General features: G+C 42.3%; 18 protein-coding genes. 5 read left to right on the top strand and 13 right to left on the bottom strand.

The window, feature by feature from the left end; translation table 11 throughout:
- Positions 1 to 141 precede the first annotated feature (141 nt).
- On the bottom strand, positions 142 to 879 hold the full coding sequence (locus tag D0T84_RS06350; RefSeq protein ID WP_163307042.1) for a polyprenol monophosphomannose synthase: 738 nt from the start codon (positions 877 to 879) through the stop codon (positions 142 to 144).
- Between the two features lie 218 nt (positions 880 to 1,097).
- Between D0T84_RS06350 and D0T84_RS06345 the strand changes: the two genes are divergently transcribed.
- Complete coding sequence (locus D0T84_RS06345) at positions 1,098 to 1,931, top strand: energy transducer TonB (RefSeq protein WP_163307041.1); 834 nt, start codon at positions 1,098 to 1,100, stop codon at positions 1,929 to 1,931.
- A gap of 372 nt (positions 1,932 to 2,303) precedes the next feature.
- Here the strand turns inward: D0T84_RS06345 and D0T84_RS06340 are convergent, their stop codons facing one another.
- The 3 genes from D0T84_RS06340 to D0T84_RS06330 form a co-directional block, all read right to left on the bottom strand.
- Positions 2,304 to 3,065 (bottom strand): TIGR03915 family putative DNA repair protein, encoded by a 762-nt coding sequence (locus tag D0T84_RS06340; RefSeq protein WP_163307040.1) that lies wholly within the window; start codon positions 3,063 to 3,065, stop codon positions 2,304 to 2,306.
- Entirely contained in the window at positions 3,065 to 4,327 is a 1,263-nt protein-coding gene (locus tag D0T84_RS06335; protein ID WP_163307039.1) for a putative DNA modification/repair radical SAM protein, read from the bottom strand. Before D0T84_RS06335 ends, D0T84_RS06340 begins: the two co-directional genes overlap by 1 nt.
- Before the next feature lie 173 nt (positions 4,328 to 4,500).
- Positions 4,501 to 5,283, bottom strand: a complete 783-nt coding sequence (locus tag D0T84_RS06330) for a hypothetical protein (protein ID WP_163307038.1) — start codon at positions 5,281 to 5,283, stop codon at positions 4,501 to 4,503.
- Between the two features lie 642 nt (positions 5,284 to 5,925).
- Between D0T84_RS06330 and D0T84_RS06325 the strand changes: the two genes are divergently transcribed.
- From D0T84_RS06325 to D0T84_RS06315, 3 genes are all read left to right on the top strand, one after another.
- Entirely contained in the window at positions 5,926 to 7,128 is a 1,203-nt protein-coding gene (locus D0T84_RS06325) for a C40 family peptidase (RefSeq protein ID WP_163307037.1), read from the top strand.
- Positions 7,129 to 7,211: 83 nt separating this feature from the next.
- Positions 7,212 to 8,357 (top strand): enolase C-terminal domain-like protein, encoded by a 1,146-nt coding sequence (locus D0T84_RS06320; RefSeq protein ID WP_163307036.1) that lies wholly within the window; start codon positions 7,212 to 7,214, stop codon positions 8,355 to 8,357.
- Positions 8,358 to 8,513: 156 nt separating this feature from the next.
- A complete protein-coding gene (locus D0T84_RS06315) occupies positions 8,514 to 9,362 on the top strand; it encodes a hypothetical protein (RefSeq protein WP_163307035.1) in 849 nt (282 codons plus the stop codon).
- A 58-nt stretch (positions 9,363 to 9,420) separates the two neighbouring features.
- Here the strand turns inward: D0T84_RS06315 and D0T84_RS06310 are convergent, their stop codons facing one another.
- The gene (locus D0T84_RS06310; protein WP_163307034.1) at positions 9,421 to 12,435 is read right to left on the bottom strand and encodes a xanthan lyase; all 3,015 of its coding nucleotides are present in this window, start codon (positions 12,433 to 12,435) and stop codon (positions 9,421 to 9,423) included.
- 873 nt (positions 12,436 to 13,308) lie between these two features.
- On the opposite strand from D0T84_RS06310, the gene D0T84_RS06305 reads away from it, so the two are divergent.
- The gene (locus D0T84_RS06305) at positions 13,309 to 13,455 is read left to right on the top strand and encodes a hypothetical protein (RefSeq protein WP_163307033.1); all 147 of its coding nucleotides are present in this window, start codon (positions 13,309 to 13,311) and stop codon (positions 13,453 to 13,455) included.
- A 32-nt stretch (positions 13,456 to 13,487) separates the two neighbouring features.
- On the opposite strand, the gene D0T84_RS22835 is transcribed toward D0T84_RS06305, so the two are convergent.
- The 8 genes from D0T84_RS22835 to D0T84_RS06270 form a co-directional block, all read right to left on the bottom strand.
- Positions 13,488 to 14,105, bottom strand: a complete 618-nt coding sequence (locus D0T84_RS22835) for a polysaccharide deacetylase family protein (RefSeq protein ID WP_370525452.1) — start codon at positions 14,103 to 14,105, stop codon at positions 13,488 to 13,490.
- A 65-nt stretch (positions 14,106 to 14,170) separates the two neighbouring features.
- The gene (locus D0T84_RS06300) at positions 14,171 to 16,030 is read right to left on the bottom strand and encodes a glycoside hydrolase family 9 protein (RefSeq protein WP_255495232.1); all 1,860 of its coding nucleotides are present in this window, start codon (positions 16,028 to 16,030) and stop codon (positions 14,171 to 14,173) included.
- A 185-nt stretch (positions 16,031 to 16,215) separates the two neighbouring features.
- Entirely contained in the window at positions 16,216 to 16,980 is a 765-nt protein-coding gene (locus tag D0T84_RS06295; protein ID WP_163307032.1) for a creatininase family protein, read from the bottom strand.
- A gap of 231 nt (positions 16,981 to 17,211) precedes the next feature.
- Positions 17,212 to 17,973, bottom strand: a complete 762-nt coding sequence (locus tag D0T84_RS06290) for a sugar isomerase domain-containing protein (RefSeq protein WP_163307031.1) — start codon at positions 17,971 to 17,973, stop codon at positions 17,212 to 17,214.
- A 15-nt stretch (positions 17,974 to 17,988) separates the two neighbouring features.
- The gene (locus D0T84_RS06285; RefSeq protein WP_163307030.1) at positions 17,989 to 19,146 is read right to left on the bottom strand and encodes a sugar MFS transporter; all 1,158 of its coding nucleotides are present in this window, start codon (positions 19,144 to 19,146) and stop codon (positions 17,989 to 17,991) included.
- Positions 19,147 to 19,155: 9 nt separating this feature from the next.
- Positions 19,156 to 20,100 (bottom strand): ROK family protein, encoded by a 945-nt coding sequence (locus D0T84_RS06280; RefSeq protein ID WP_163307029.1) that lies wholly within the window; start codon positions 20,098 to 20,100, stop codon positions 19,156 to 19,158.
- Positions 20,101 to 20,257: 157 nt separating this feature from the next.
- The gene (locus D0T84_RS06275) at positions 20,258 to 22,120 is read right to left on the bottom strand and encodes a RagB/SusD family nutrient uptake outer membrane protein (protein WP_163307028.1); all 1,863 of its coding nucleotides are present in this window, start codon (positions 22,118 to 22,120) and stop codon (positions 20,258 to 20,260) included.
- Positions 22,121 to 22,131: 11 nt separating this feature from the next.
- Complete coding sequence (locus tag D0T84_RS06270; protein WP_163307027.1) at positions 22,132 to 25,608, bottom strand: TonB-dependent receptor; 3,477 nt, start codon at positions 25,606 to 25,608, stop codon at positions 22,132 to 22,134.
- Positions 25,609 to 25,911 lie beyond the last annotated feature (303 nt).

The following is a 25,911-nucleotide window of genomic DNA, read 5'->3' as shown; positions in this document are numbered from 1 at the left end:
CTGTAACTTCAGCAAAATAGGGAGAGATGAATCTATTCATGAAGCGAAGATAACATTTCTACAAATTATGATGAAATTTTGATGCGGTTGCCCTGAGACTTTGTTACTATACATACCAAAAAAGCAAGTGGGTCTGCGACCTTATTTCTTTTTATGTATTCCCCCGAACATTTGTCTCAACCGCATTGTAATTACACCAAAAACACCTTCGGCAAATATCCCCGAATTCATTTTTGAAGTACCCAGCATTCTGTTTACAAAAATAATGGAGACTTCCTTTATATCAAATTTAAGGCAATATGCCGTATATTTCATTTCCACCTGAAAGGCATAACCTTTGAAGCGGATATTATCCAAGTCGATGGTTTCCAATACAATCCGTTTATAACATACAAACCCGGCTGTAGAATCATGCACCTTCATACCTGTTATCACACGTACATAACGGGATGCGAAATAGGACATCAAAACACGCCCCATCGGCCAGTTTACCACATTCACACCGCTATAGTAACGTGAACCGACTGCCATATCGGCTCCATGATTCGCACAGGCATCATACAAGCGAAGCAGGTCTTTCGGGTTGTGGGAAAAATCGGCATCCATTTCGAATATATATTCATACTTCTGCTCCAAAGCCCACTTAAACCCGGCTATATATGCCGTACCCAGCCCAAGCTTCCCCGCCCGCTCGATAAGGTATAATTTATCACTAAATTCCTGCTGCAACTGCTTTACGATAGCAGCTGTACCATCTGGCGAACCGTCATCAATAACCAGAATATCAAAATCCTTGGGAAGATTGAATACAGTCTTTATAATCGCCTCTATGTTTTCCTTCTCATTATAGGTAGGAATAATGACTATTGAATCTGACATTTCCTGAATATATTAAGTTACAAATGTAGCATTTTAAGTATTGATAAATAAAAATTTAATTAACAAAAAAATAAAAAATATTCACAATGGCATTCCTGTTGAGCAGACTATTTCCACCGGATTTTAAATTTTTAATACCTATTTATGGAATTCCGGAGACTTTAATATCTATTAAGTAGAAAAAGGGGAAGATTAATAACAATTTAAAACATACAGTTATGAAAAACTCAGTAAACTTAAACTCGGCAGAATGGTGTGATATCGTTTTTGAAGGAAGAAACAAATCATACGGAGCTTTTGAACTAAGACAATCTTCTTGGAAACGCCATATTATTGCTTTTGGCATCATCTTATTACTAATGTGCTTTGTAGCCGCCCTTCCTGCAATTTTGAATACAGTAAAAGCTGCTACGGGAATACGTGCCGAAGTAAAGGATGAATACAAAATAGCAATTATAGACCAACCATTAAACAATGTGGAAGATGTAGCAAAACCTGTAGTGCCCGAACCTCCTAAGTTCGTAAATATGACCAAATTTGTACCTCCTACAATAGTGGAAGACTCTAAGGTAAAAGATGACGAACAGATGGTAATGATGGATGATGTAACAAAAGGTAAAGATGCCATTGGTGCTTTTGATGTTAAGGATGGATCTAATGATGCTGACGCCATCCGTAAAGAAATAGAAAAAATAATAGAACCTGTAGATAAAGGAGACACTGAAAAAAAGCCTGAAATATTCAAGGTGGCCGAACAGATGCCTCAATTTCCGGGTGGACAGGATGAAATGTACAAATTTATTGGCAACAACCTGAAATACCCTGTAGTTGACCAGGAAATGGGAATACAAGGACGTGTAACAGTACGGTTTGTAGTAAGCAAAACAGGTGAAATAACAAATATAGAGTTGCTAAAAGGGATAAGTCCTACTTGCGACAAAGAAGCTATAAGGGTTATAAAAAGTATGCCTAAATGGATACCGGGCAAACAAAGCGGCAATCCGGTTCAGGTATATTTCACAATGCCTATTGTATTCAAACTTAAATCATAATTGTACGATGTTAGGTTTTATGTTTAAGGATAAGAGAGGGTGTGTCAAAAGTAAAACATCTCTATCAAATTGCTACTCTCTTTGTCATTGCCTCGCCTTCGCTTCGGCGAACGTTGTTTCTGAGTGCAACGAAGAATCTCGACCTACTAGATACGAGAGTTTGACTCCGTCGATTTTCAATTCACTCCGTTCAACATGACAACCAACGGTCACAGGAGCGGAGCGTATGTAAATAGATATGAAAAAATACTTTTGACACACCCTCTTCTTAGTTAATTTTACCCGCACAAATAAGCACTTAACTCTAAGCCAGCCGGATGCGCATACAACAGGCACAGCAAACCGTTCATCATACATCCTTATCATACATCCCTACTGTTTCTCGGTGAGATATTTCCAAAAGCGCCGGGGCATATGTTGCCGTTGCAGTTTTGGGTTGATACGCTCTTTTATCGTCATCGACTTGAAATACCCTTTCCACAGTTCCTGAAAAATCTTTTCGTCTTCGGCCATCAGGCTCTCATCCAGTTTACCTCCAAGCAAGTGCTCGTCATTGTCGAGCGTCATTTCCACCATTGTATTCAGGTCATAATAATACCCATACCTCCTTTTTATATCATAGATAACCCATTTCTGATCCGAGAAGCGGTCTTTAAAATGCCCGATAGCCAAAGGCAGCGCGTTATAACGGGGCGATACAGGAGCAAAGAATATATCATCCGCCGCTTTCTGGAAACGGACAAACTGTTTCAGGTAAAGCTCTTCGTGAGATACCTTCCGCGCCAGTTGGCTCATCGCCAGCACATCGCTATCCGCAAAATTAGTTTCTATCGGGATTTTACTGTCAATCGCTTTGCGGATATACCTGAACAGCAAATCGTCACTCCCCTCCTCTTCCGACAGCCATACATAAGTAAGCATATTCAAAGCTCCCTTTGTGAACTTACTATCGAGGGCTTTCCACACCCGCGTCGCCCTGTCTTCCTGTGTGACAACGGTATAACTATCCTCCATAAACATGGGCGCGATAGCCCCCTCTGCCAACAGCTTATCAGGAAAAACCTTACGGCTGTACGCATCAAAAACGGCTGTGAGTAAGCCTTCGAATGTTTTATCATAAAAGAATACGATCATCAGTCGGGGAAAATTATTGATAACTGGCTATCATCCTTCTTCCGTTTCTTCGGCTCGGTCAGTACCTTGCGCACATACTCAGGAGTAGCCTCATTTACGGTGTACATAGCCAACTCGTTACAAGTGATAAAATATTGGGCTTTTTTCATTACCACCCCTATCTTCTTCAGGTGCGAGGCATTCAGTTTGCCATGCCTGCGTGATGTGACTATAAACTGGGCAGACTTAACACCTATACCCGGTACGCGCAGAATCATCGCATAATCAGCCTTATTTATATCCACAGGGAATACTTCGGGATGGCGTAGAGCCCATGCCAGCTTGGGGTCTATTTCCAAATCGAGGTCAGGATAAGCGTCATCCACTATTTCATCAGCGCGGTATTGGTAGAAACGCATCAGCCAGTCGGCCTGATAGAGACGGTTCTCCCTTACCAACGGAGCCTGCTTCAAAGCCGGTAAACGGTTATCATAACTGTTGACAGGAATAAAGCCCGAATAATATACACGCCTCATCTGTGTCTGCTGATACAATATGGACGAAACCCGCAAAATATCCTTATCCTTCTCATCTGTAGCCCCTACTATCATTTGCGTACTTTGTCCGGCAGGAACAAACCGTGGCGCCGAACGAAACTTACGCCTGTCTTCAATACTTTGCTGCATTCCCTGCTGAATGTAGCGCATCGGTTTATATACACTACGATGGTCTTTTTCGGGAGCCAACAGTTTAAGATTCGCCTCTGTCGGGATTTCCAGATTCACACTCATACGGTCGGCATACAATCCGGCCTCGCTTATCAGTTCCTGACTGGCGCCCGGGATACTTTTCATATGGATATACCCGTTGAAACGCTGTATAGTCCTCAGGTCTTTTACAACCCGAACCATACGCTCCATCGTGTAATCGGGATTATTGATAACTCCCGAACTAAGGAACAGCCCCTCAATGTAATTCCGCCGGTAAAATTCGATTGTCAGTTCTACCAGTTCCTGAACGGTAAATGTTGCTCTGCGAATATCATTGCTTCTGCGGTTGATACAATATGCACAATCATAAATACAGAAGTTGGTAAGCATTATTTTCAACAATGAAACACATCTCCCATCTTCCGTAAAACTGTGGCAGATACCCATTCCACCCACAGTATTTCCCAATCCGCCCGCTTTATTTTTGCGGACAGTACCACTGGAAGAACAGGAGACATCGTACTTTGCCGATTCTGCCAAAACTTTGAGTTTTTCGAGCACATTATCGTTCATATCTATACAAAGAAATAAATTTTGTACGAGAGCAAGCCATAAAAAATGAAAAATTATACAAACTTGTTGAAAAGTAATCACTGTCAATATAATCAGTTAATTATAAAACAGTTGCAATAATACAAGACAATAAAAAGTGACAAAAGTGACATATATCTAATCGTTTTCAATCGTTACTTTTCTTCTGGTACATAATCCCTGAATGCTTCTCCGGGCATCAGCTCACACCTCTTTATTATACAGGTATAACCAGAGCTATCCCTTCTTACCCTTATCAGGTCGTCAGGACTTTTAGGCTTTCGTTTAGATTGGAGTCCAGGTCGGATTTCTTCTTTAAAATCAGATGTACAACGCAAATTATTGCCTTCAAAAGAGTTATTGCCACCCTGTGCCTGACCCGCAATCCCCTCGCGACCATTACTTACTGTCTCCGGGGATCCCGTGTCAGGCAAGGGATGGCAGGGTTTTCTTTCTTGCTCAGGATGCATCAGGTTATTCTGCAACAGGTTCAGCTGTTCGGCTGTCTTCGTATCGCGTACAATGATTGTCAGGGCGGCAGGTTCTTCCTTTACCCCGATAGACTTTGTATCACTCGGCAGAAGGGTTAAGCGTATGGCATGAGTATCAGGTGCGTATTCCTTTTCTTTCACGACCTGCGACTTTAAGATTAATTTGTCCGGATTGTCTTTATCGGGGATATATGTAGTCCGCACTTCGGTCAGGGTATAGCCTTCGAGTTTACGCTTCAGGGAGTTGCGGGCTATAATGCCTAACGCTTCATTACGGCGTTCAATAGCTTTATTTATCGCTTCCCTGAATTCAGGCTTCTTTTCTTTCCATTCGTAGAACGATTTTCGGGTTATTTTCAGATGGTTACATATTTCGGTAACGGTATACGTATCTTCTTCTATGAGGGATACGATTTTTTCTGTTAGTTCTTCGGTGTATTTAGCCATGATGAAAAATTATGAGTTATGAATTAAAAAATTATGAGTTGTAGCCTCTCTGAGTCTTTTATACTAGATAAATCTGTGGGAAGATGATGAATAACAGAGGCGATTGTGTAGGGGCAGACCTATGTGTCAGCCAAAAAACGGGCGAACACACAGGTTAGCCCCTACATCCATTTCAAAAAATAGTATTTATGTTATCTTTATATTCAATAAGATTATATATGGTTTATTCTCTGTGATTTAATTGCCTCCTGCTTTAGCTGGAGGATAATAGTCTAATCAGATAATGGCTTTAGCCAAAATGTTTTGACTAAAGTCGTTTTCTACCTGTATTATTATCCACGACTTGAAAGTCGTGGCAACTAAAACTCCTAAAAATATGCATCTTACTCTTTTATTGAATATAAACTCTATTAGATAAAGCTTGTAGAAAATAATCCCGACACAGGCGGGAAGCCCCTACTCCTATGTAAGACCTAAATAAATCAAAACAAACAGATTGTTAATTTTAATATTTCAATACATATTTTCAGTTATTTTAATATACTTAAGGTGAAAAAATACGTACTAAAACAAGCTAAAGATGCTTGATTTTAGTTATATTTGTATTATTACATCAATCCAAATTCATCAAAAGCCTCAAGTATGAAAAAACTATGCACTTTGCTTGTTATATTTACATGTACCAATGTATTACTATGCGCTCAAGATACAGACAGACTGATATACAAACACACCGAACTGGAAATTATACTTGACAATGTAAGGCAACGATACATCCCCGACAAGAGAGTAAAGGTCTACGACATAACAGTGAATGACAACGAGAAACGCCCAACCCTGCAAGGCGTGACATCCGATACTGACGCATACAATGAGACTGTAAAACAGGCGAAAGAAGTATATGGCAAAGACTTTGTGAATAAAATCACCCTGCTTCCCTCAAGCGAGCTGGGAGATAAAACGTACGGAGTAATAACATTGTCGGTTGCCGACATACGCGTTGAAGGTAAATTTTCGGCGGAGATGGCAACACAGGCCATACTGGGCACTCCGGTACGGATACTACAAAAAGATGGATGGAGCCGTATACAGACACCGGACGGATATATAGCATGGACACCGGAAATAAACTACCAGCCCATGACAAAGGCCGAATATGAATCGTGGAAAAACGCGAAAAAAATAATTTTTACGGATTACTTCGGATTCTCATATTCTGAGCCTGATACCCAGAGCCAGACTGTGTCGGACCTTGTAAACTGCAATATACTCAAAGCCGAGGGTGAAACCGGAGATTTCTACAAAGTATCGTACCCTGACGGACGAAAAGCATATATATTAAAAAAACAAGGCAAGCCTTACGAAGAATGGCTATCTTCAATAACAGTATCGGGTAGCAGTTTTGTCGAAAAAGCATATACACTGATGGGAATACCTTATGTATGGGGCGGAACATCGGTGAAAGGAATGGATTGCAGCGGATTTACAAAGACCATCACACTGATGCACGGCATTGTGCTGATGCGCGATGCTTCACAACAGGCTTATACAGGAATACCTGTGGATATAAGCAACGGTTACGGCAATTTACAGCCGGGCGACCTGATGTTCTTCGGGAAGAAAGCTGAAAAGAATAAAAAAGAACGGGTACGTCATGTAGCCTTCTATATAGGGAACAATAAGTTCATCCATGCCTCAGGCTATGTACGTATCGGCAGCCTCAACCCTAAAGACGCGGATTACGACGAAGTAAACACAAGGGAGTTTATACGTGCTTCACGCATTATAGGCGCTGTAGATAATGAAGGTTACGGCATGTGGTCGATGAAAAACATATACAAATAACGGCCTCCCCCCTCCACAGGAGGGGCTGTTACTCCGCTTAGGGGAAGCAGGGAGGGCTAAAAAATAATCTAAAACATAATACTATGTCTCAGTCAAGACGCAATTTTCTAAAAACAGCTGCTGCTACGGCTATCGGCACAGGCCTCCTGTCGGGAAACCCGCTGGCCGCCTTCGCACGAAATAATAAGCAAACAATTCAGTTAAATAAGAAAATGAAACTGAGTTTCAAACCATACGACTTACAGTTGCGCCACGTATTTACCATCGCCAATTCTTCACGTACTACCACGCCCGTAGTGCTCACAGAAATTACATACGATGGCATTACAGGATACGGGGAGGCCTCTCTCCCACCCTACCTTGGCGAAACGCAGGCTTCGGTAATTGAATTCCTGAAAAAAGTGAATCTGGAACAATTTTCCAGCCCGTTCGAACTGGAAGACATCCTGACCTATGTAGATAAAATCACGGAAAATAACACCGCGGCAAAAGCGTCTATCGATATTGCACTACACGATCTGGCAGGCAAAATCATGGGACAGCCGTGGTACAAAATATGGGGATTGGATAAAGAAAAAACACCTTCTACTACTTTTACCATCGGCATAGATACGGAGGAAGTCGTAAAACAAAAGACCCGTGAAGCCGCTCCCCTGTATAATATACTCAAAGTAAAACTGGGACGCGACAACGATAAACAGATGATAGAAGCCATACGCACCGTCACAGATAAACCCATAGCCATAGACGCCAATCAGGGATGGAAAGACAAGCATTATGCGCTAGACATGATAAACTGGCTGAAAGAAAGAGGCATAGTAATGATAGAACAGCCGATGCCAAAATATAATCTGGATGACGCCGCGTGGGTTACAGAGCGAAGCCCGCTGCCGATATTTGCCGACGAATCGTTTCAGCGCCTACAGGATGTGCTGCGCCTGAAAGGAGCGTTTACCGGAGTGAATATAAAACTGATGAAATGTACGGGTATGCGCGAAGCGCAAAAAATACTCACAGTAGCACGGGCGGCCAATATGAAAGTAATGATAGGCTGCATGACAGAAACGTCCTGCGCTATTTCGGCAGCCACGCAACTATCGCCGGCTGTTGACTGGGCCGACCTGGATGGTAACCTCCTTATCAGCAACGACTGCTTTAAAGGGGCTACAGTAATAGACGGCAAACTCCATCTCGAAGATAAGCCGGGCATAGGAGCAGAAAAGATATGACAGACTAAATGTTAATACGGGATTGACCCGGATATTTTAATTTGTTATCTTTGCAAAAATTTAAAGCTTACTACTTTAGAGTCCATGATTCCGTAATTTGTAAGCAAACTACTCAAAAGGTAGAGTACTCGTAACCGTAACTAAATATAAAAATACGTGATATTATTAGCTGAAAGCGGCTCAACCAAAACAGAATGGTGCCTGGTAGATAGAAGCGGCATTGTCGAACATTTCCTGTCAGATGGTATCAACCCCTTTTTTCAGACCCGAAAAGAGATAAGCCGCAGCATACGCTTACAATTACCGCCGGTCTTCTTCAAAACTAAATTTCACTCCATACATTTTTACGGGGCGGGATGCTCATCCATCGAAAAGAAAAATGTAGTAAAGGCGTCTTTAGAAGCCCAGTTCAAAACACCATCCATCATCGAGAGTGACCTTTTGGGAGCGGCGCGTTCCCTGTTTCAGCAGGAAGCAGGAATAGCGTGTATTCTGGGAACCGGTTCCAACTCCTGTTTTTACGATGGGGAGACGATTGTAAAAAATGTAAAATCGTTAGGTTATATTCTGGGAGACGAGGGAAGCGGAGCTTCATTGGGCAAGGCTTTTGTATCCGATTGCTTAAAAGGACTCGCCCCGAAAGAACTGATAGATCCTTTTTATAAAAAGTACAAGATCGACCCCGATGAGATAATGGATTATATCTATTCCAAGCCTTTCCCAAACAGGCTTCTATCCGTTATGTCATTCTTTCTTTACGAATATCTGGAACATCCTTATATAAATAATCTGGTGCGCCGCAGCCTGCGGTCTTTCTTCGAAAGGAATATCCTCCAGTACGAATATACCGAATATCCCATCCGCTTTGTAGGCACGGTAGCCAAGATGTACTCGTTTATACTGCGGGAGATTGCTCAGGATTTAGGCATCTATATAGATGTCATAATCGAAAATCCGATTAAAGGCTTAATTGAATATCACAGGGAAAACGGGCAACTGATATAGAAAATGAAAAAAGGACACATTTAACCGTGTCCTTTTTCTTTCAAAAGATAATCAACCATTATTTAAACATGAAGGAAAGAATATTTGACATCAGATTATTCCTTTCACTCTCATCTTTAATCGCTTCGAACGGGAAGCCCAACACACAGGTTTTATAATCGCCATCGTAAGCAATACCTGCGCTGAGGTTATTCTCCGTATATCTGAATATTGTATAACTATTCTCTCCCTGAGGTTCCAGTGCGTCAGGCGATTCCACTGCGTAAGCTATAGAATTCAGTTTATTATAAAAACTGTAATTACCTGAAAACACAGGGAACGGAGAAGCCACACTTTTCACGTTGCCTTCTACGGCTGCACGGCCAACACGCCATTTATATTTCAAAACATCCGTGGCGAACTTCTTATCTTCATCCTGAGGGTTCTCCGTATCCCACAGGTCGGACGCTACATAAGCCCCGCTGACGAAAATATTTCCGCCCTGTTTGCAATAATCGGCTATCCTGTTACGGAACTCTTTCGGGAAAGTCTTGAATTTGGCGGGATGGACTCCCCTGCCTATCTTTGTTTGCCGTTGTTTTCCCAGTATTAAGTCTACCAGTTTATACGACTCCATCTTTGCTGTACCACCCGAAACGGCATCCCTGCTAACGGATACAAAAGAATAACCCGCACCCGCTATAGATTTCCCATGCATTGCCGGATAATCGAATGTATTACCCGCAACTGCAGTTGTTTCAAAATTGGCGTTACTTGCCCCGAACCCAGCCGCATCATCGTCCATCCACGGTATTATGCGCCTGAATTCGTACTGGCTGCCAATATAGTTATACTCCACCTTATCAGGTACGCCATGATCGATAAAATCTACAAAGCCCCCTATGCTGTCTTTCGTAGCAAAGCTATACGGGGCAGACAGCCTGTCGAAACCGTTCACAATCAATACCGTTCCTTTTTCATCCGATTTCCTGCATACGGATAATATCTCGGAAGGAAAGCTCTCGCCTCCCTGATTTAGGGCAGCCACTTTGAAACTGTAAATAATATCTTTCGTTATCGGCAAAGTCGTATTCGTACCGTTCACTATTACGCCGTTATCGAAATCGCCCTCCCCGATACGTGTATATACAATATATTTTTCGGGTTTCGCTGTCGGTTCGGTTACATCCTCTACCGGAAGCCATTTCAGTTCTACCTGGCTATCACCTGAAAACTCAGCGCCGAACGACTTTACAGGTAATGGCTGTACCACATAATCGTATCCGTATTGTGACGCTACGAACTTCAGCATACCCTTATAGATGGAACGGCTGACCGTAAACCTGAAACGTGGGTCAAGCCCGTATTTCATATCGGCAAAATTCTGGTGTGACAATAGTTCCAGAAGCATGGTAGGTACATTCGGCACACGGGCTTCGCTGTACGAACGGTTCCACATGTGGCGGCGAGTCCAGTCCGGTTCATATTCACGGCGGATATCCTTCACTATCTCGTCCATGATAACTCCGGTCAGGTCACGCGAAGCCCAACGGGTCTTGCCATTTTCAAACTTCTCATTATTGTGATGCGTCATATAGATACCCAGAGTGCCTATGATAGAATCGTTGAAAGTAGTACCGGCATCGGTATGGAATGCCATCGCCAGATCGACCGGTATATTCAGACCCTCCCTCTTTGGCAATACGGAAGAGCCTCCCGCAATATAATTTACCCAGAAACCACGGCTCTGATAATCGTCTGTATAATCATTTTTGCTCTCGCTCTTATTATAAACACTATCCGGCACACCCGCCCATTGCAGCCAGTACCTCGCACCTTCGGTATAACGGGGATAGCCGCTTGTTTCGGGCTTGTAATCTATAGCCGGCAATTTCTTTATATTACTATCGGCTATCGACTCCGAACTTTTTGCATTGTCGGTTACGATACCGCTCGGATGAGGAAGCCGCGCGATATTACCCATTCCCCCGCCAATCTTTACTGCATCGGCGGTAACGATACGTCCTGCCTTATTGCTATTATTTGATAATACAATTTTGCATTTATCATTTACGCCTTTATCAAACGTAAAGAAACCAAGGAATATCCATGTGCCTCCACCCATTTTCTGATTGATGCTGAAACCGGTCTTTCCTCCTGCATGGTAGACCGTATATTGCGCGTCATCCGTGCTGTTTTCAACGGTTTTATACGAAATATAAACCCCATACCTCCCTTTTTCGGGAATATCGGGTATCCATTCGCAGGTGCTTGCGTCTCCTTTGCTGATGGTCTTTACCTGACGATAAGAGCCTGATCTGAATGGATTTTCTCCATCCAGATATGACTCTTTCAAATATGCAAATCCTTCATTAGAGCCAGCTGTCCAGCTGTCTTTTCCATTAACTTCTTTATAGATTGATCTATCTTTATTCTTATCATTGTCTACAATCACTTCATGGCGCTGAATATCACGCTCGCGTGGCAACAGTACATTCGCCCCCGCATTCTCAAGCATAGGCACCAGATACGGCAAGACATAACTCTGCGTGTAGAGATCTTCTACAGTCTGGAATATACGCGCGCGCTGCCACTCCCAGCGGGTAAGCTTTTGTTCGTAATACCAGCCATGACTTTGCCACAAAGCCAGATGATGGTTCTGTAATCCTCTGTCAGGGACATACGGTCTGGATAGATTCGTTACCAAAGGTTTATCCAGTTTATTTGCAAAAAGTTCTTTTTTGTCTTTACCTAACAGAACGAGGTCTTCTATTTTCCGTGTATCGGTGATAAGCTCAACTTTGTATTTATTATATTTTTCGGGTAAAAATCCTTTTACCTTGGTATAAATAGCATCTACTTCCTGCTTTTGGAATGCGATATAAGAAAGATTGACACCGGTAAATAAACTTACCGTCTTATTCTTTATATCTACAGAGTCGATTTTCACCTTATATGTCCTGACATCCTTGTTTGCCACCTCTGTCAGGTATGCTCCTATCTGTTCCCTAACGGCATCAGAAAGTGTATCCTGAGCTTTTATCCCATTAAACAGGAACAGACCTAAAAGGCATAAAGCCAGTATTTTTTTCATTATGTTAGAATTTTAAATTTCTAATAGAGTTTGTATTTAATGCCAATCAAGGGTTAAATGTGCCGTTAGGCACATCATATTGGTAGAAGCATGAATGAAATTCGTTTTTTTGTGCCGTCAGGTACAAAATGTGAATTGTTCTGTAGATATTGCGTACCTGACGGCACGCAATTAACCGGTTAAAGCTTCTTTCTACCAACATTCAGTCCCTAAAGGGACAAAAAATAGCACATTTAACCCTTGATTCGCATATTCAATAAGATTATATATAGTTTATTCTCTGTGATTTAATTGCCTCCTGCTTTAGCAGGAGGATATATAGTCTAATCAGATAATGGCTTTAGAAACTGTTTAAATTTTATACGAATTTTTTATTACACCTATTTCTTCGTTCATTTTTAGGCTGTTTTAGGTTGTTTTTTCCTTTCTCTCAACTCAACCAGCGGTCACAGGAGCGAAGCGTATGTAAAAAAAGCATCTCTAAAACATCTCTAAAAATTTGAACGAATAAAATTTAAACAGTTTCTAGCCAAAATGTTTTGACTAAAGTCGTTTTCTATCTGTATTATTATCCACGACTTGAAAGTCGTGGCAACTAAAACTCCTAAAAATATGCATCTTACTCTTTTATTGAATATAAACTCTAATAAGAGCCTGTTTAAATTTTAGCGAAAATTTTTATTACAGGTTCTGGTCAATAGTTCTTAGCAATTTTTTTATGCTCTTTTTACCGTATTTTTGGCTCCGCCGATTTTCAATTCCCTTTTTACTCTTGGTTTAGCCCGCTAATTAGCTCCGCTGACCGTTGGTTCGGCTGGCAAAAATGATAAAATCCATCTAAAAATAGCTATAAAAAAGATTTGCTCACAGTACATGACAAAAATTATTCAAACACGATTTGGAGACGATGTAGAGGCAGTGGCTTGTCCTGCCCGCTTGTCATCGTTTACGGGCACCCACAAGGGGATGCCCCTACAGCAGGATATAAAATTTTGTCATGTACTTAGAGATTTGCTATAAAATTTAAACAAACTCTAAATATTTTTCATTATTTACAAACGGTCGAATGAATAACCCTTCTTTTTCAGTTCTTTTATTATTTCATCCAGTCTTAAATATAATTTATCCGTACGGGTTGGGTGTGTTCCGGGATGAATGAGAATGATACCCCCGTTTAACCCATTTTCTTTTTCAAAAGTAAACAATTGGTCTATCAATTGCTGCGACGACATATAATTTTTCATATCGGGCGTCGTATAATCGGCAGCCGTGCGCAGGCCTGACGTAAAGTTGATTACTACCTGCCCCTGAGCTTCAACCAACCCCACATTGCTCAGATTATACCATTCGTATGGGGGCAGGTAGTAATGCACCTTAGAAATATCTATTCCAAATTTTGCCAATTCAGCCATATTTTGCCGTAAATCATTAATCAGGCTATCAGCGCTTACCAATGATTGCTGCCTGTTGCCCCACGGAGCATACAGCAAATGCTTATCGGAGTGACCTCCTACATAGTGCCCCTTGCGGATAATCTCTTTGATAACAGGCTCATGCTCTTTCATCCGCAAACAGTTTCCCGTGAGGAAGAACGAGGCTTTGATCTTATTTTTATCCAACGTTTTCAGTATCGAAGGCGCTCCTTCGAATACAGAGTCAGCGGAGAATATCAGGTGGATTACTTTCTTATCGGTATTCAGCCTGACAGTAGCGCCCTGACTGTCGGTAACGCTATTTACTTTTTTTTTTCAGCTTGTTCTTTTCCCAGTTGTTCCATCATGGACAAGTGATACATCATATAACAAGTCCCGTCAATTACAGGCTCATTGGTGCCGTATGAATGTTCATGGAATACAGCGGGGCCATTCTGAAAAGCAGCTAAAGGATCTTTATCGCGGCTCACCTTTGGAACACCCAAAAACGTATCATGCCAACCTTCATCGATAGGCCCGTCAACCAATCCGCCCAAACGGGTATCGTCCATTCTGGAAGAAACAGCTCCTTTGGGGAAGCCTCCGATAAACGAGTATCCCCAAGGGTTACAACCCAGAATCCAGTCACGCAGGGCAGCTTCCATTTCTTCAAAAGAACTGTCTCCCGAAATATCTTTGTACTGGTGAGCATAAGAAGCAGCGCCAATAACGGCGAAGTTTGCACACCAGATATAAGGCACACCGTTCATAAACGGTTCATTTGCTGCACGGTTGCGAATGGTTTGTAATCCCTGACGCATAAAGTCGGTAAATTTTTTACGTGTTACCGCATCTTCGGATTTTGCCATCAGGTGATGCCCTTGGTTAACAAATGGATAGAACTGGTAATGCCGTGCAAAACCGAATGCCCACAATGGATTAACAGGTTCTAACTGTCCCCAGTAATTGCCTTCGGCGCGCCATTTCGGATCTTTGGTAAGGGTATAGAATGTAGCAGCCGCCAACTCTATATCATCCACATAGTTGTCTTCTTCGTAAAAATATGGAGAAACCACACATACGGTTTGGGTATTTCCGGGCTTCTCAAGGGCAAATTCATAGGCAGGCTCTGCCTTATCAGACAGTACTTTAGCAAAAGCAGGGTCTACATTCCTGAACAGTTCGGCGCCCAGCGCAAAACAAGAGGCAAACTTACCCGCTGTGGAAGCCACTCCGGTGGTACGGTTCAGTTGAATCTCTCCGTTTCGGGGATTGGGCAGGTCCTGAGGTTCTCCGGTAATGAAATAAACCGGCCGTCCCTTACCGGGTCCCCAGCCATAGTCTACATTGTCGTCTTGTGGCAGGCCATAACCTGCATGGTCGCGGTCATCGGCTATCTGGTTGTACATTTCTTTAGGCGCAGGATTCATTCTGGATAACCAGTCGAGCCCCCAACGGATTTCGTCTAATATATCGGGAATGCCGTTACTGCCCGGGCTGGCATCGGCACGGTAATTGTCTTTGAAGATTGATTTATCTTTTGCCTGATAGTAGGTCAACATCATGTGATAGACAGCGCTTGCGGTGGTGGTTACATATTGCAATTTATCGTCAGCATCGTGCCAACCTCCGCGAACATCAATACGTTCGCCTGTGCGGGTGGGATGTTCTACGATATAACCATCATGCTGATGACAAACAGTGCCTAAAAAATTATTCTGTCCGCAACGCTGACGGCGCATATAATTGAGCATAAAATCAACAGATCCTTCGTAAATATCTGCTCCGATCTTAAACTGAGGAGATTTCACCCCTGCGACCTCGATATAATAATCGCCCTCTGCCTGAACAGACGAAAAGTCGAGGCGGAAAGCCGATTTCAGTCCCCAATAAGCAGCATCTGCAATTTTTCCCTGTCCGCTGAATACTGTCTTCCCTGTTTTGGCATCGATAAGAGAAAAAATGGGCGTTCCATACTGAGACGCAGGCAAAACAGGCGGTTGCCCGTTACTTCCACGAAAAGAGATGTCGGACGTGATTTCTTCGGCTGAGATTAGCACCGCAACCTTAATGCTCTTCGGTAAATATCCCAGTTGATTTATTCTGACCCACGAAGATTGCCCGTATGATGAGAGAGCCATCGCTAAAGCAACCAGAGAAGTGAGTATATAACGTTGTTTCATGTTTTATCAGGTATTAAGTTTTTTTCAAAGAATGATGCCATATCTCCTCTTTGTCATGCTCAGAGCAACGAAGCATCCCGACCCTTAATCAGGGACGAAATCCTCCCTTCGGTCAGGATGACAACCAACAGTCGCAGAAACAATGTGTATGTAAAAAAGACGACACCCACCATTAATTATTTTTTTCAATAAATACTTTTATTGACCAATTCGTCAAACAATTTAGCAATTTTATCGGTAACTACATCAGCAAAACGCTTTCCTTTTTCCGCCGAAGATTTTTTCGGATTCCCTATACCCGTATCAACAGATACTTTACTCCAGTTACGGGGTATCCACGCAACCTTTGCATTCAACGAATCGATGTTAAACGGTTTGCTCTCGCCATCCCCCGCCATTGCAAGGTTTACCAGTCCGGGGTGGTAATGCATCATTACAGACGTTTCCATTTCTCCGGCATGGTCATCCTTATTTTCAAAATAGCCATCCTGTGGCTCTACCGTAAACCAATCGCAACTAGCGATAGTCATTTGCGGGTAATCAACCGCCAAATCCCGGATCATCTGTTTGAAGCTGTTTCCCCCGTGCCCGTTCATTATTACCAGTATATGAATGCCCTGATAGTTTAAGGACTCAACTATATCCGTTAAAACGCATTTCTGGGTTTCGTATCGGGCATGCAGGCAAAAAGGCTGTTCGCGCTGTCCCGGATTTTGGGCACCTAAAGGAATGGGGGGTAAAACCATTCCTTTAGCGCCAAATTTATCCCATGCTTTTGCGGTAGCATCCACAGCAATATCATGTGCCAGATAACAATCGGTAAGGTATGGCAGATGGTAATTATGCGGTTCGGTTGCACCCCAGGGCAGTACAGCAAAAGAATAAGATATATCCTTTATGTTGCCATAAGTCTCGATAGAGAGGTCGATATGTTCTTTATTGTCTGCCATCGCTTATATAATTTACATTTCAAGTTTCAAGATTTCAAAATAATAAAAATCAACACAATACATATTTTTTGTATAAATAAGTAATCTATAATAATTAATGTAACATTCTCTTTGTCATCCTGAGGTACGAAGGATCTCGTTTCTCAAAAGCAAAATAGGCAAGAGATGCTTCCTGTCGTCAGCATGACAAGAACGAGTATTATGTTGCAATAAATACTTTCTATCACTTACTTAGATTGTAGATACACGTTTTTTATATTCAGCCAGACATGCGTCGAGACGTTCGTGCGCGGTAGTATCGCCCGGCACATTATGGGACGGATGGATGTACAGTTTAACACCCCTGTCGGCTAATATCTCAGCCACAGTGGTAATAGTCATCCATACCAGTGTAACGAATCCGAGTGTAGATACAGGGCCGATCTTGTCCTGATGGTTTTTCAACGGAACAGACGCGTCAACTACAGGCACGCATGAGTCTACAACGACATCGGCAATTTCGAATAATGTTTTACCGCTCGGATGGCGGGTGGTCTTCCCTTTTGCTTCGGCCGCAGAACCGTATACGATAACCTTCATCCCCAGCTCTTTAGCACGCAGGGCAACATCAATATTCACATTATTGATTCCCGTATGGGAGAAAATCCAGATACAATCCTTATCGTTGAAGTTATATGCTTTCATTATCGCGTTGCCGTATCCTTCGGCGCGCTCAAGGAATAAAAACTGATGGATTCCCATCTGTCCTGTGATACCGGTAAAGAACGTCATCGGAAGCTCCACCATCGGGTGGAATCCGACAAAACCGCCGATACGCGGATACATCTCCTCAACAGGAATAGTAGCATGGCCACATCCGAAAGTATGTACCCAATGATTGGAACCGATACTGTCCGCCATAATCGCGGCTGCCTTCTTTATATTTTCTAACTGTGTGTCTTCGATCTTTTGCATAATGCCACGGGCATTTGCCAACCATTCTAATGCTAACATAATTGTTCTTCGTTTTTAAGATTTATAATTTATTGTTTTTGAATTCATTAATACGATAATTCCTTGTAGAGCCAATAGTATGGCTAAGAATACAGGGAATGATGATATATCAAAGGTTTTTGAGATATGTCCCATGATGTAATTAAGTATAGAATTTCCACTCAGGGCGATGAACAGAGCCAACCCGATAGCTGTTCCGGTAGCTTCTTTGTAAACCGAGCCGATAAGCCCGACAACAACAGGGAAACCCGCCGCCAAGCCAAAACCCGCTAAGAATAAACTAACCGCGGCAATATGGAATTCTGAGGAATAATGAAGCATAACGATCCCTATCATAGCTATTGTGATACCGCCTATAAGTATCCTGAAATGCTTCACTACCTGCAGCAAGTAGCTTAAGGCCAACCGGGCAACGGTCATTCCCAGCACAAAGAAAGTAAGGGTAAGGATTATATTCCCTTCTTCGATAGGCGTTGTGCCTTTCAAATAGCTTGTCGTCCAATTATTAAAAAGCCCTTCCATACCACTTTGGAAAAACAGGAAAAAACTCATTACCAATAATAATGGTTCTTTTATCAATCCGAATGCTTTCTTTATCGGGAAGCCCTGCTTAACCTTCGGTTCCGGGAATTTTATGGTAATAAAGTAAAGGGCACAAAGCAGCATAAAGCCACCTGTCCATTGAAGGATTATTTCATAGGTGTAAATTTTGGACAGCATACCCAGAAGAAAAGGTACACCTAATGCCCCGATTCCATAAAAGACACCCAATATACTGAGTTTCGAACTCCTGTCCTTATCATCCGAAATATCGGACACCAAGGCATTTGTAGACCCGTTCAGCATGCCTCCGCCTAGCCCGATCAGGAAAATACAGAAACGGAGAACATTCATATTATCGAAGAATGATAAGCCTTCCAGTCCTAATAATGTGAAGACTGTGCTGACTATCAGCAGCATTTTGTAGCCGAACCTGTCTACTACCGGCCCGAATATAAGCGAACCCAGCAATACCCCGATAGGCAGGAAAGTAACCAAAGAGGAGGCTCCTACGGCATCGAGGTTATACTTGACAGTCAACGAAGGCAATACTGAGCCCATTACAATGAACGCGACCCCGAAAAAAGCCATTCCGATGCAAGCAGCTATATAGACAAGATTTTTTTTATACATAAGGTATCCTTATTTGAGTGAGCGGAGAGCCAAATGACCTGCGCCATACAGCCCGGCATCGCCACATAGTTGGGATTTTTCAAATTTTACCTGTTTTATGCTTATGGGTTGCGCCCACCTGCAGGCTTCATCGTATATATGGTCTAAGAATTGCGTAGCAGGGCCAAAAACGCCGCCACCCCATACGATCTTTTCAGGGTTCAGCAGGCTTACCAGATTTGCGGAAGCCATCCCCCATAATTCTACCGCCTTGTAGAGGACATGTTTTGCCAACGGGTCATTTTCTTCGCAGGCTCTGAATATATCCTGGGTAGTAACAGATTCTATCTCTTTCTTACAAAGGACGCTATCTTTGAAAAGACGACCTTCTTCCAATATCTTTTTAGCCTGCCTGGCTATTCCATTGCCTGAGGCGTGGCTTTCGAAGCAACCGTAAGCCTTGTATTCATCCTGATATGTACTATTTAAGGCCAGCCAACCCGCCGCGCCTACGATATCTCCATGTCCATGCAGTATGTGTCCGTCAATCAGTATGCCGACACCTATACCTGTCCCTACTGCGATAAACAGGGCATTGCTACAACCTATGGCAGCGCCTTTCCATGTTTCGCCCAATATATAGCATGTCCTGTCACTTGCTATATTTATTTTTATATGGTGATAATGATTTTCGAGTTCTTGTTGTAAAGGATAGTCTTCCCACCCTTTGATATTCGGAGCCCATACTTTTCCGGTCTGGCTGTTCGCTATTCCGGGTATACAGATTCCAATGGCATTTACATCTGTTCGACAATCGCTAATGAGATTATCTATTGTTTCTGTAATAAGAAGTCCGACTTCTTTTCCTTGCCGATGTTCTAACAAGGATGCTGTTTTTTGGAGCACATTTCCCTGAGGGTCGAAGAGAGCTCCTGTAATTTTTGTACCTCCCAAGTCAATTCCTATCACTGACATATTTTCTACTATTTTGGGTTTGGTATAACCGGGATATTACAATCTTAGAAATAAAAGGAGACAACTTAAACATTATGATGTCTCCTTTTATCAAAAAATCTAAAGCCTAATTTTATATGAAGAATGTAGAACCTATTTTCTTCACCTCGTTACATTATTACCAACCTGTTGTCTGAGTCAGCTTAAAGCCCTGGCTTTCGTACAAGTCGATCTGATCTTTTCCGATAGGCGCCAGATAAACACGGTCTGTGAAATCATCCCTTCCACTTACACCTTCAGGAAGATAATATCCAATCATATCGGCAGCATTTGTTCCATTGAAAACAACTACAGTACCGTCAGCCTTCATTATCTGAGTCTTATCCTTCATTCCTTCTGCTACCAGTTCCGGTAATTCAGCCGGTAAATCGCACCATACTCCGGTATATAAGTCCTTGTTAGCCGATGTTTTCATATAATCAATCTTCTTCCAGCGTTTCAGGTCTAGCAGGCGTGAATGTTCAAAGAATAATTCCATACGGCGTTCGCGGCGGATTTCCCATATCAGCGCAGATACATCCGCGTCACGTTTAGGATCTACAGGTAATGACGTAAGGCTCAGGTGAGCGCTTTTAACAATGCCTTTATCTATAGCCTCAGCGGCTAACGGCCTGTCACGAAGTGCATTTATAGTCTTATTTATATCGGACTGGGTAACAGCAGCGCCACCCATAGCAGCCAGTTCTGCTTTTGCTTCAATCCAGTTTAGCAGGATTTCGCCCAAGCGTATAACCGGTGCATCGTTCGTATTTGTATTACTTGCATATCTTGAAGGATATGATCCTCCCGCGTTTGTAGGCCCCTCCCTATCAATAAACTTAACAGGATAAAGTAATGTAGGAGATTGAGATCTTGGCTTGTCCCAGAAAGAAGCTTCGAAGCGAGGGTCACGGGTTTTCATCAGGTTTTCAACATCAAACTTATCTGTATTAGTTAATTTTGAATTCTGCCATACTTTACCGTCACTACAAATAAATGCTTTAACCAAATCTAAGTTAGCGCCTGTATCAGGAGTTTCTGTCAGGTTAGAGTAAGAGGCTATATGGTGAGTTACACTCTGAGAAGCATCATAATGCCTGTACATGATACATTCCTTGTTTCCTGCCAGGTTATCTGAACCAAACAGGGTACGGGTATCGGTCTCAATCTCATACTTGCCTGAGTTCATAATTATCTCCGATGCTTCTATCGAAAAATCGAGGAACTTTTTAGCTCTGGTTTCGTCTCCTGCCTGATATTTTTGCCAGGTACCTTCAAATAGCATCCAACGGGATATAAATCCTGCGGCCGCATCTCTGTTTAGAGACTGGTTGCCATCGCTAGTACGGATATTAGCCAATACAAATTTGAAATCGTCATAAATGGCATCCATTACCTGATTGCGTGGAGTCCTGTCCTTATAGAGTTCTTCTGTTTCGGATGTGGCTAGTTCCCTGTCGTAATATGGTACATCGCCAAAAACACTAACCAGACGGCAATAATCCAATGCACGGAAGAAACGTGCCACGGCAGTCCAATGGTTAAAGGATTCGGTAGGAAGAACGGTGGTCATATTGTTGTCAAGACGATTAAGCATCAGGTTTGCTTTTCTTATCCATCCGAAATACCAGTTGGGACCTGCATAAGTACTCAGCCAACCCGGAACCGATGTACTGTTGGGCAGCACCATCATATTCCCTCTGGTGGTAGGCACGCTATTTTCAAATAATGTCTGTTTATTCTTTTTAGCAACATCATCACTAAATATAAATCCTCTGACAGGTGTATAATCAATACCCCATCCCGAACTATATCCTACAAAGAACTGGGTATAAAATTCATTGGCATACATCCGAACATTCTCTTCTGTTGTCCAATAACTTGCATCAGTCATATCATTTAACTGGGGACGATCCAAGACGCTGTCGCTACAGCCGGATATAATCAATATCCCCGATAAAATCAGTGCAGAAATTACCTTTCTTATTTTATTCTTTTTCATAATAATCAATTTTAGAATGTTAGCTGAACACCAAACGAAACATTTTTAAACAATGGGGCACCTACCCCTGTACGTCCCGAGTTATAGTTACTGTTTACGGTATCCCACATTGAGTAACCGGTAACAACTTCAGGGTCGATAGGCAATCCTCTCAGGTTGTCCCATGTCGCAATATTTTCCAAAGACATGTACACACGCGCATTTGTCAGATAAGCCTTCCTGATAATATTTGCAGGCAGGGAATAGCCTAATGTAACATTCTTAAGCCTTAGATAGGCCATGTTCAACAAGTAGCGAGACTGTACCTGCATATTATTTGTATTATTCGCATTTGCCTGATTGTAAGGACGTGGATAGAATGCATTTGTATTTTCTTCTGTCCAGAAATCTCCGGCGAACGTCTGAGGCATAGCACCATCGGCTGTATTGAAGCCCGGTATTGCCAGACCACCGCCACCCCATATATCGCGTTTTCCAACACCCTGGAAGAACAATGATACGTCGAAGCCTTTATAGTCTCCACCTATGCGGAAGCCATAATTATAGCGAGGGGTTGAATTACCGATTACAACCATATCTCCCGGATCGTCGGCAGAACCGCTTCCGTTATCTACTCTTCCGTCACCGTCTATGTCTACAAATTTAACATCACCCGGTCCAAAAATGAAATTGTTTGAATTCTGAAGTTTCGGCTGATAAACAGGATTATCTCCTTTCAGTTTGTTCATTGTAACTCCGTCCACTACGATCGTTTCAATTTTTCCATCGGCTCCATATACAAAGTCGTCCTTCTGATATAAACCGGCTGTCTTATAGCCATATATATCTCCATAACGTTTTCCATTATAATAGGTCCATGTATTCGTAATATTCTTAAAGGCTCCTTCGGGATAATCTGTGATATAACTGGTGGCGTCGGAAACGGTTGCCATCAGATTGATACCAATACCATTGTCAAAACGGTGATTGAGGTCGACTGTTAATTCCCATCCCCTTGTTCTCAATTCTCCATAGTTACCAACCGGAACCGGAGCGCCAAATGTTGCAGGCAGGGAAACACCAGGAGTAATCATATCGCGTGTATATCGCTGATACCAGTCAAAAGTTAAGCCCACTTTGTCTTTCCAGAAACGTAAATCAGCACCAAAATCCAGTGTTTCTATATTCTGCCATGTAATATATTGGTCTACAGCATTAGGAGTTGAAAATCTACCAAATTTAGTTGAGCCGTTGAGCCATGTCGTTTGAGCATAAGAAAGCGTAGAGACATATAAATTGGAAGCTACAGACTGGTCTCCGATAGATCCCCATGATCCTCTCAACTTCATAAAGCTCAATACAGGGTCTAAAGGTTTCATAAAGGCTTCATTGGATACTACCCATCCTGCCGAGAAAGAAGGGAACCAACGCCATTTCAGGTCTTTAGGGAATTTAGAAGAACCGTCGTAACGGATATTCGCTTCTAACAGATACCTGTCTTTGAACATATAATTCAAACGACCGAAATAACCTAACTGAGATTCCCACTCTGTACCACCGCCAGTAGTCTGAACTCCTGAGGCCAAATCGAACTGAGGATTGTTAAAATCCAGTATTTCTGTCTTCTGAGACCAGTTATATTTTTTCTTCCATTTTACCCAGTTCAACCCAACCATAGCTTTGAATGTATGATCATTAGCTACATTAAGATTGTATGTAGTATATACATTGGACGTTCCTTGTTGTGTATTCTCCGAACGACGGTAGATTATGTCATTCATAGCATAGCCTTTGGATGTATATGTTTCATGCACCAGCTGTTTGGCCAGCATCGCACCCGGAGTTCCTTCCGGCACCACTTCTCCAGCACTGTTGACGTAATACTGATTGCCACTGGCATCGAGCCTGTCAATAGCACCACCCCAGCTGTTCAACGCAGTATATCTCATACCCGGCCTGTCCCACAAATATTCATTATTGGAGAATGTATAATCGGCATCCAGAGTCCATCCCTTAAGAATGTTAACTGTAGCGCCAATATTTACATTTGTATAATTATATTGTTGGGTAGCGGTATTAGCCTGGGAAAATTCCTGAGCCGGACTTCTCATTACCCTGCCTTGTTCGTCAGTGCCGTAAGGTTGTAATGGTCCCCAACGATACATGTAATACCATGCGTCAGCAGTAGTGGACGTACTTACAAACGGATAACTCTTTGTACGCTGTGAGAACAAAAGTCCTGCCCGAACCGATACGTATTTATTAATCTCGGTATTAACACGCGCAGCTGCATTGTAACGTCTGAAATTATCTTTTTTAGCTGCTTTATTCATACCATCCTGATCGAAGTATCCTAAGTTAACATTGAATGTAGTCTTACCGGTAGTACCACTAACTGACAGATTATGAGTCTGTGTTGGCGACCAGTCCTCGATAAGGTGATCATAAGCGTTATAAAGACGAACTCCCATTTTGCTGGATCCGCTCAGATACCAGTCGCGGCCATATACTACAGGATCATTAGGGCCTACTTTGCCACCATAGGTAGCCTGCCATTCTCTAGCTCTTTCCAAGCTGGCTCTATCTAAAAGGAAGAAAGCTCCGGTAACCGAACTACCCACACGCTCTGCTGCCTGCATAGAATATTCAAGCCCGTCGATACCGGCCATATTTATATCAGTAGCAGCTTTTGCCCATGAGAAATTGTTTGAGTACTGAACAGATATTTTCTCCGATTTAGCTCCTTTTTTTGTTGTAATCAGGATTACACCGAAAGCAGCTTTTGCTCCATAGATAGATGATGATGCCGCATCCTTCAATACTGATATAGATTCTATATCATCCGGATTGATCATCTGTATACTAGGTATTTCCACGTTATCGAGCAAAATTAATGGATTAGCGTTACCCTGGATAGAACCGATCTGCCCACGGATTTTCATTACCGGATCAGAACCTACTTCCCCATTCGGGATAACAACAGAAAGACCGGGAACCGAACCCTGCAATCCACGACCGACGTCGGCAATAGGACGGCTCTCCAACGTTTTGCCTATATCTACCGATGCTACCGCACCTGTAAGGTTTTCTTTCTTTTGTGCTCCATATCCTACGACTACTACCTCCGACATCATTGTAGAATCTTCTTCCATTGTCACATTTATCGCGTTTCTGGTGCCAACAACAAAAGCCTGCTGTTTGTAACCAACATACGAAAATGTCAAAGTAGCATCAGATGTAGTATTTATTGTGTAATTACCATCAATATCAGTGAGAGTACCATTGGTTGTTCCCTTTACGGTCACACTTACTCCGATAAGCGGCTCGCCTTTAGAGTCAACGACCTTTCCCTGAACTGTAATTTTTGTTTGTTGTTGTTCCATTATACCTTTTGATTCCGGCGAACCATAGGCATAGCTATACCCTAAGGACGAATAAACCAGTCCGATAGCCAACAAACAAAGAATCTTCTTCGACAGTGTTTTTCTGTGTTTTTTAGAGTTATTCATAATACTTTGTTTATTAATTTGATACTTTTTTTCTAACTAATATGAATCGAAGATTAACTTTTGCGTATAAACGGAACACCGTTTCTTTAATACAATAAAACCCTAATTCACACAACAAGACTGTTGCACGAACTAAGATTTAGACAAATAGAATTCCGGAACAAATATTGTCTTCCAAATATTTGCCCTTCCGAAAATGGGTTTAATGAGATTAGTCTCTTTCTTTTCTCTCTTTAGCAAAATACAGCTAATCACCAAATTTGCAGGTGCAAAAACGGTATAAAAAGTTGATATATTTTGCTT

It is taken from the genome of Dysgonomonas sp. 521 (genome assembly GCF_010501055.1).
Taxonomy (GTDB): Bacteria; Bacteroidota; Bacteroidia; order Bacteroidales; family Dysgonomonadaceae; genus Dysgonomonas.
This window is presented reverse-complemented; position numbering and strand designations above follow the sequence as displayed.